This window comes from Nostoc sp. (genome assembly GCF_036917775.1).
Taxonomy (GTDB): domain Bacteria; phylum Cyanobacteriota; class Cyanobacteriia; order Cyanobacteriales; family Nostocaceae; genus Nostoc.
The window spans coordinates 1-7,537 of the sequence record NZ_JBALEQ010000018.1; the positions used below are offsets into that span (position 1 = coordinate 1).

Annotated in this window: 6 protein-coding genes; 1 reads left to right on the forward strand and 5 read right to left on the reverse strand. The window is 42.4% G+C overall.

The genetic code is table 11. The annotated features are described in order from the left end of the window. The first annotated feature begins 405 nt into the window (after positions 1-405). Positions 406-1,044 (forward strand): histidine phosphatase family protein, encoded by a 639-nt coding sequence (locus V7K69_RS02560; RefSeq protein ID WP_335031139.1) that lies wholly within the window; start codon positions 406-408, stop codon positions 1,042-1,044. Between the two features lie 53 nt (positions 1,045-1,097). Here the strand turns inward: V7K69_RS02560 and V7K69_RS02565 are convergent, their stop codons facing one another. The 5 genes from V7K69_RS02565 to V7K69_RS02585 form a co-directional block, all read right to left on the reverse strand. Beyond that, on the reverse strand, positions 1,098-1,535 hold the full coding sequence (locus tag V7K69_RS02565; RefSeq protein ID WP_335031141.1) for a hypothetical protein: 438 nt from the start codon (positions 1,533-1,535) through the stop codon (positions 1,098-1,100). A 19-nt stretch (positions 1,536-1,554) separates the two neighbouring features. Next, positions 1,555-1,974 (reverse strand): type II toxin-antitoxin system VapC family toxin, encoded by a 420-nt coding sequence (locus tag V7K69_RS02570; RefSeq protein ID WP_335031143.1) that lies wholly within the window; start codon positions 1,972-1,974, stop codon positions 1,555-1,557. Beyond that, entirely contained in the window at positions 1,971-2,261 is a 291-nt protein-coding gene (locus V7K69_RS02575; protein ID WP_335031145.1) for a hypothetical protein, read from the reverse strand. The genes V7K69_RS02570 and V7K69_RS02575 overlap by 4 nt, the downstream gene beginning before the upstream one ends. A gap of 47 nt (positions 2,262-2,308) precedes the next feature. Further along, positions 2,309-2,581, reverse strand: coding sequence for a hypothetical protein (locus tag V7K69_RS02580; protein WP_335031147.1), 273 nt, complete (start codon positions 2,579-2,581; stop codon positions 2,309-2,311). 364 nt (positions 2,582-2,945) lie between these two features. After that, entirely contained in the window at positions 2,946-7,127 is a 4,182-nt protein-coding gene (locus V7K69_RS02585; protein ID WP_335031149.1) for a tetratricopeptide repeat protein, read from the reverse strand. Between the last annotated feature and the right edge of the window lie 410 nt (positions 7,128-7,537).

A 7,537-nucleotide genomic window follows, 5' to 3' on the forward strand; every position in this document is an offset into this window, starting at 1 on the left:
AAACGAGCGCCCATATTATTTGTTACTAAGTAAATATATTTTATGTATTTACTTATCTTAACATAGTTAGATTTTTCCCCACCTACCTACTTATTAAGTGTGGAGTTATGAAAGTTTAACTCCATTTTTATCATTATGTTTAATGGATTTAGCCATTTCTCAGATGGGCGTAGCTGCTACAACTCTGCCCTGAAAAATATTTCAGGGACTTGCAGTTAAAAAAATATCCTATCGTAGGGGCGCAAGACCTTGTGCGCCTATAAATCTATAGATAATTTGGGATAATTTATTTTTTGCAAGTCCCTCAAATCTCAAAAAATTGTAGTAATATACCACAGGCATTAACTATCTTCAGCTACATCTGATTGTTAATGCTCTTAAATTTACAATCAATGAGAGTATACCGTGAGCCTAACTCTTTATTTTCTCCGTCACGGACAAACAGAATGCAGTCGCAATAATTCCTTTTGCGGTTCAATAAATTCAGAGCTTACGCCAGAAGGTTTGGAGATGGCAAAGGCTTTTGCTAACGCATATAGTTCTATGGATTGGACAGCAATATTTTGTAGTCCAATGCAACGAACTGTATTGACAGCAAAACCTTTATGTGAAGCTATAAATATAGAACCACAACTTAGAGATGGTTTGAAAGAAATTAACTATGGCTTGTGGGAGGGAAAAACGCCAGAAGTAATTAGCCGTGAATATCACGATGATTATATTCGCTGGTCAGCAGATCCGGCTTGGAATGCACCAACTGGTGGAGAAATGGCTGTTACAATTGCTTCTCGTGCGTTGCAGGTAATTGAAGAAATTAAACAAAATTATAGTAGTGGGAATGTTTTAGTTGTTTCACACAAAGCAACTATCAGAATTATTCTGTGTAGTGTACTGGGTGTTGATGTGGGACGCTTCCGTTTTCGTTTGGGATGCCCTGTTGCTTCGGTCAGTATTGTAGAATTTAGCTCACATGGGCCGTTGTTAAAGGTTTTGGCAGATCATAGTCATTTGGATAGCCGTTTGCGAAATTTACCGGGGACATGAGGGGAGTTTGGAGAGACGCGATGAATCGCGTCTGTACAATATTATTTTTACCCTTACTCTGGCTGGCTATCTGGCTCAGTGTATTTGCAGTAAACGTTGATGCTAATTTTTAGAATATATAATACGACAATTGTGGCGATCGCACCATCAATCGGTATTCCATGCACTGCTGCAACCGCAACCAGTGAGCCAATGATACTGTTGAGCAGAGAAGAACTACCAGGGTTATTAGTGTATTCTTTGATTTTGCCCCGTAAACCATCATCACCACAGATTTCCGCGCGGATTTCGTCGAGAGTCAGCTGCAAAATAGATTTTTTGCCCCTACTATAATCTGTTGTGCCGACTTTCTCTTGCCAGAGTGCATCAAAACTTGCTTCTAGATTGCCGTTGTGTTGTTGTAGGGTAGTAAGTGCATGTTGCGCTGGGGTGTCGTTTGGCAGAAGTTGCTGAAATTCTTGGATTTCGAGAGGGGTTAATTGGGGATTCATATATATTTGACTTAATTATTTATGGAGTATTTGTTAGTTCCTGAATCAACTCTTCAGGTGTGATAATTCTGGGGGTAGCAACTGGAAAATCTCTAGGGTTGCGAGTAATAATAGCATCTAAGTGATTGAGTACCGCACTGCTGTATTGAATAGCGTCTTCAAAATCTTTAAAGTTAGCAGTTAATGCCATGTTGATTGTGGTACTGTCTACTGTTGCGACTTGACAGAAGGTTACAATTCTATTTAAAAGGGATAGAGCAGATGCTCGACCTTTCTCTTTCCGAATGATGTAGTAGAAGTCACTAAAAGTAGAAGCAGAAAGATAACCTTCTATTTGTTTTTGATAAATAAATGAGAATACTTGTATAGTGTTGCTGTAAAAGGGATGGCGTTCAAGAGCAAAATCCAAAATTATATTAGTGTCTAGTAAGACTCTCACAGATTATGTTTCTCCCTCAAATATTCCCATTTGGCTTGATCGGGGTCAAAATCTGAAGGAGTCGGCTCTGTACTTTCCAACCACTCTTTCAAAATGGGTATAGAGCATTCCACTATTCTTTTTTGCTTTTCAGGCTGGGACTGAATTTGATTTTCTCTAGAACTTTCTAAGGATGGAACTGGTTGCAAAATAATTACTTCTACCGCCCCTGGAGCAAGATTTAGAGGTTCGTGAATAATTAAATTACCGGATTCATCAATTGTGGCGTTTAGCTTATAGGCTTGCATATTGGTTTTCCTCATCTATATATAATTAAATAATATTTCAGGCAATTTCACAGATTATGTTTCTCTTTTAAAGCTTCCCATCTGGCTTGGTCTGGGTCAAAATCAGAAGGCGTGGGTTGTGTTTTTTCAAACCAGCCTTGCAAAGCTTTGATTTTTGTTTGTCTCTTTGGCTTTTCTGGCTGTGACTCAGTAGGAGTTTCCAAGGATGGAACTGGCTGCAAAATAATCACTTCCACCTTTCCAGGAGCAATATTTAGAGGTTCGTCAATAATTAAATGACCTGATTCATCAATTGTGGTGTTGAGCTTGTAGGCTTGCATACTTTTGCCCTTTTTGTTTCTAGGATAGAACACTGCTGCTATCAATATTGCGAAAATGTTGCGTAGGTGTAGCCCGTCGTAGACATCGCACTTCCAAATGACTAGCTTGTAGTGGTCAAAACGATCGTTTTAGTCATGAAAACGATCGCTTTGGTTATGAAAATGACGATGTTGGTTATGAAAATGATGATTTTGGTTATGAAAATGATGATTTTGGTTACAAAAATGACGATGTTGGTTATAAAAATGACGATTTTGGTTATGAAAAGGATCGTTTTTGTGGCAAACGCTTATGCGATCGCAAGCAATGCTTAAACAAAACTTATGAATGATTTGACGTTGGCAATAAATCTTGCACTGCACCCTAAGACTCTGTTTCTAGCCTATCCAGCGCTGTCCAAATTGCCTCGCGTACCTCTCCAGCGCACTCTTCACCCGTCGCCTCGCGCCAAATGGTTTGAAACTGGCTTTCGCCTAACTGCTTGAGTATCCGCGCTAAATTATCGATATCTAAACCAAGCAACTCTTGATTATGCTCTAGGTCAATGGCTAAAGCACTGATGTAAATTTGCAAAGCCTCAGCGTAATTTTCTTGAGCTTCTAAAACCCTTCCCCACTTACCTAATGTTTGTGAAGCCCAATACCAATCGCGGAATTGCTCATAAATTTCCCAGGTTTTTTGATAATAGTTAATTGCCTCGGCAAACTGCCGTTGCTCTTCGGCTACCATACCCAGTTGGTGATAGTCACTAGCAGCACTGTACAAATCCCTGGCATCTTCATATATCTTCAGCGCCTTGTGGTAGTAATCAACAGCCACATCAAACTGCCTCTGCCTTTGGGCTACCATGCCCAGGTGGTGATATTCATCAGCAGTACTGTACAAATCCCCGGCATCTTCTAATATCTTCAGCGCCTTGTGATAGTAATCAACAGCCACATCAAACTGCCTCTGCTCTTGGGCTACCCTGCCCAGGTGGTGATATTCTCTAGCAGCACTGTACAAATCCCCGGCATCTTCATATATCTTCAGTGCTTTGTGGTAGTAATCAACAGCCACATCAAACTGCCGTTGCTCTTCGGCTACCCTACCCAGATGGTGATATTCTCTAGCAGCACTGTACAAATCCCCGGCATCTTCATATATCTTCAGTGCTTTGTGGTAGTAATCAACAGCCACATCAAACTGCCTCTGGTTTTCGGCTACCCTACCCAGATGGTGATATTCTCTAGCAACACTGTACAAATCCCCGGCATCTTCTAATATCTTCAGCGCCTTGTGGTAGTAATCAACAGCCACATCAAACTGCCTCTGGTTTTCGGCTACCATGCCCAGTTGGTGATATTCATCAGCCGCACTGTACAAATCTCCGGCATCTTCTTTTATTTTCAGTGCTTTGTTGTAGTAATCAACAGCCACATCAAACTGCCTTTGGTAGTAGGCGACTATGCCCAGATGGTGATATTCTCTAGCAACACTGTACAAATCTCCGGCATCTTCTAATATCTTCAGCGCCTTGTGGTAGTAATCAACAGCCACATCAAACTGCCTCTGGTTTTCGGCTACCATGCCCAGTTGGTGATATTCATCAGCCGCACTGTACAAATCTCCGGCATCTTCTTTTATTTTCAGTGCTTTGTTGTAGTAATCAACAGCCACATCAAACTGCCTTTGGTAGTAGGCGACTATGCCCAGATGGTGATATTCTCTAGCAACACTGTACAAATCTCCGGCATCTTCTAATATCTTCAGCGCCTTGTGGTAGTAATCAACAGCCACATCAAACTGCCTCTGGTTTTCGGCTACCATGCCCAGTTGGTGATAAGCAACAGCAATTCTTTCATTCACTGAGGAGTTGTTTAAAGCTATTAATTCATCCAGAATTTCTTGATAAATTTTCCTAGCACCTGGCAAATCAGCACTTTGCAGTGCTTCATTAGCTTTGTTACCCCACAAATACATCCAGAAATTCAAAGCATCTTCACCTCTTGCTTTCGCATCTGCTAAGTGCATACCAACTTGCTTCAGTGCCTGTTGACGTAGCAACTTAAATTCGGGATTGCGTCCTAAGCGCTCATACACTTCTCCTAAAGCTTGCAAAATAAATTGTGCATAAGCCCATTCCTGTTGCTGTTCGGCAAGGCGCAGATTTTGCAACAAATTCGGTTCTTCAACTCGCAACACAAAAGTTGCTAGTTCTGCATTGCTGATGAGTTTCTTACGGTAGCTATTTGCCAAACTAGCGTAGAAAATCAGTAACTTTTTTTCGAGTTTGTTAACCACTTCCTGGGAAGTAATTGTGTTTAACTGCTGGCGAAAATACCAAGGTAGTGCGGGGTGAATTTTGTAGATAGTCTCACCCAACAAATATTCCACAATACCTGCTGCGGCGGCTTCATTGAGAATCCTTAACCAATCTGGTTTTTGCAAGTTCTCCCCAAATACCGCCCGATAAGCTTGTCCATCGCTATCATCAGGACTTTCTGAAAAACTATGCAGCCAATCTGCATCAACCCGTTCCGAAAACAGCGCCAAAAATGGTAAATGCTGACGTGTTCGTTCTGACAATTTAGCAAAAGAATAATCCAACGACACAGTAAGAGATTTTTCTCTGCCTTCTTCCTCTTGTCCCCTAAAAGTATCTAACCCCCGCCGCAGCGCCTCAATTAACTGCACAGGTGTCTGCATCTTTAAATGCGGTAACACCACCCGCAACGACAACGGATGTCCCCCCAACAATTTCAACAATTCCAAATACTCTGCTGGTAAGTTCTTTCTCTCTACACCCACCGTTTGCAAAATCTTCGCGGCTAACTCTTGGGCATCCGCTTGAGACAACCCCCGCAAATTGATTAAACTATACCCACAATCCAACCAAGCTTCTTCGCGGCGACTGGTAATTAATACCCAAGATTTACCACCCCGCAATTCTTTAAGAAACCGCTTCAGCTTGTTTCTCTCTTCCCCACTCAATAATGGTTCATTCCCCGTAGGGAAACCGTTGACAGGTTCAAAGTTATCCCAAATTAACAAGCAAGGATTAGTTTGCAGATATTGCCGCACCACATCCTCTTGCTTATCTGGCATCATTTGGGAAAATCTCTCACCTCCCAACGCCCTACCAATTTGGTTAATTACCTGACTCAACCCCGCACCCTGTTCAAAGGAGGTGAAGAACATACCGCCTGTACGTCCTTGGGTATCATCCAACCACCGGGCGAAACCTGCGGCTAACTCAGTTTTACCAACGCCGCCCATTCCCTGCACCAAAACCAGATGATTTTGCCGAAATGCTCTCTCTAAACGCAAAATCTCATAATCTCGCCCAATAAAACCATAAGCACTTTCATCAGGTAAACCTACAGCTTTGCTGTTTTCTGGAGTGTTGTCTGCTTGCGCCATCAAATCGGTAAAACTGGGTGCTGTCTTTTTAGGAAGAAAAGGCGTATAAGGTTCCTGCTGATACAACACCGGCACAAGCCAATCTTGTAAAGGTAAATTTCCTTTGGGACTGGGGCGCATTTTGTCAATAGACATAGACTTACGCCCTGCTGCAACAGCTGTGGCGATACACTCTCCCCTGACTAATTCCCCATACAATCGCCCAATAAAGTGTTCTGCACCTTTGGCGTAAACTGAATAGGCCATCGCTACTACACCCTTAGCCCCCAATTTCACCAACTGTCCCGCCACTGAAGAAAAGGCTTCTTCGCCTACTTGTCCAGACTTGCAAGCATTCAGTACAAAAATCGGTACACGGCAATCTGTTAAATATTGGGCAATTTCTCTAGCGCTGACAGCTTGCTCATTTCCATGTTCATCCTCAAAGACTAAAAGTCCCTGTGTCTCGCTGTCAAAATTCCCATGTCCATCAAAATGGACGATATGATAAAAACCCTTATTCGCTTGCAGTTCTGCTTCAAATGCTTTCAAGCTAGGGGGACGCAATACCTTAAGATTGACTCGCTGACGTATCGGTTGCAGCGCCGCCAGCAGTGGACGGGCAATGGTTTTAAACCCAACATCTTGCTGGTCGTAAGGACGGGCAATAACTAGTAAAATATTCAGTTGGTCATCGGGCATTGGTGGCAATGGTGCTTTTACGCCCTGACTGCTGAGACTGCGATACATCCCCGCCAGTGAAGGTGCAAGAAATTGATAGTCGGCGGAATATAGCAATTCCCAAGGTAAGTTCAGCACTTCGGCGTTATCAGAAATGATGCCCAGTTCACAGTTATCTAGCCCTTCCCGTGTCGCTTCCTGAAAAAACTCTCTTCCTTTCTCTGTACTGCGAAATACTAGCTCAAATAGCTGTTGTCCCCAATGCTGTAATTTTTGTTCAATTTTTACAGCGTTATCTGGAAAAATACCGTAAGGAAACTTTAGATAATCTTCTAAATACCAGCGCAACTCAGCCGCGTTTTCTTCATCGAAGGGCTGCTGGAAGGCGACTTCTGACGCAAAACGAGGACTTTCATATCCGCGTTGCCAAGAAAGTTGGATTTTGTCGTCTTGATGCGTAATCCGCAACCAATTCTGCGCCATAGCTACTGCCAACACTAGTTTAGATGCTACCTTATCTTAGTCATTCACGCAGAGGTTAGCTGATTACGCAAATGAAATCACCTAATTTGCGTCAAATCGTGGCGAATTGAGGGTTTAAATTTAAACGCATAGGCGCTTCTCTACGAGACGCTACGCGAACGCCTTCCCGCAGGGTAGGGGCGCAGAGGAACGCAGAGAATTTGCTACGAATTAATGAAATTTTGTACTAATACCAATTTAATGTGAAGTTGCACATATCTTGATCCCCCTAAATCCCCCTTAAAAAGGGGGGAATTCAAAGTCCCCCTTTTTAAGGCTATCCATTACCCGGATCTTTCTCAACAAAACATAAAAATACTTAAAGAAAGGCGAAAAGGTTGATAGATATAGTTTTGAGGAGGAGAAACAGA

Excerpts from the sequence above, each read along its gene's own strand:
- V7K69_RS02580 (WP_335031147.1), bottom strand. The coding sequence starts at position 2,581 with ATGCAAGCCTACAAGCTCAACACCACAATTGATGAATCAGGTCATTTA.
- V7K69_RS02575 (WP_335031145.1), bottom strand. The coding sequence starts at position 2,261 with ATGCAAGCCTATAAGCTAAACGCCACAATTGATGAATCCGGTAATTTA.
- V7K69_RS02585 (WP_335031149.1), bottom strand. The coding sequence starts at position 7,127 with ATGGCGCAGAATTGGTTGCGGATTACGCATCAAGACGACAAAATCCAA.
- V7K69_RS02565 (WP_335031141.1), bottom strand. The coding sequence starts at position 1,535 with ATGAATCCCCAATTAACCCCTCTCGAAATCCAAGAATTTCAGCAACTT.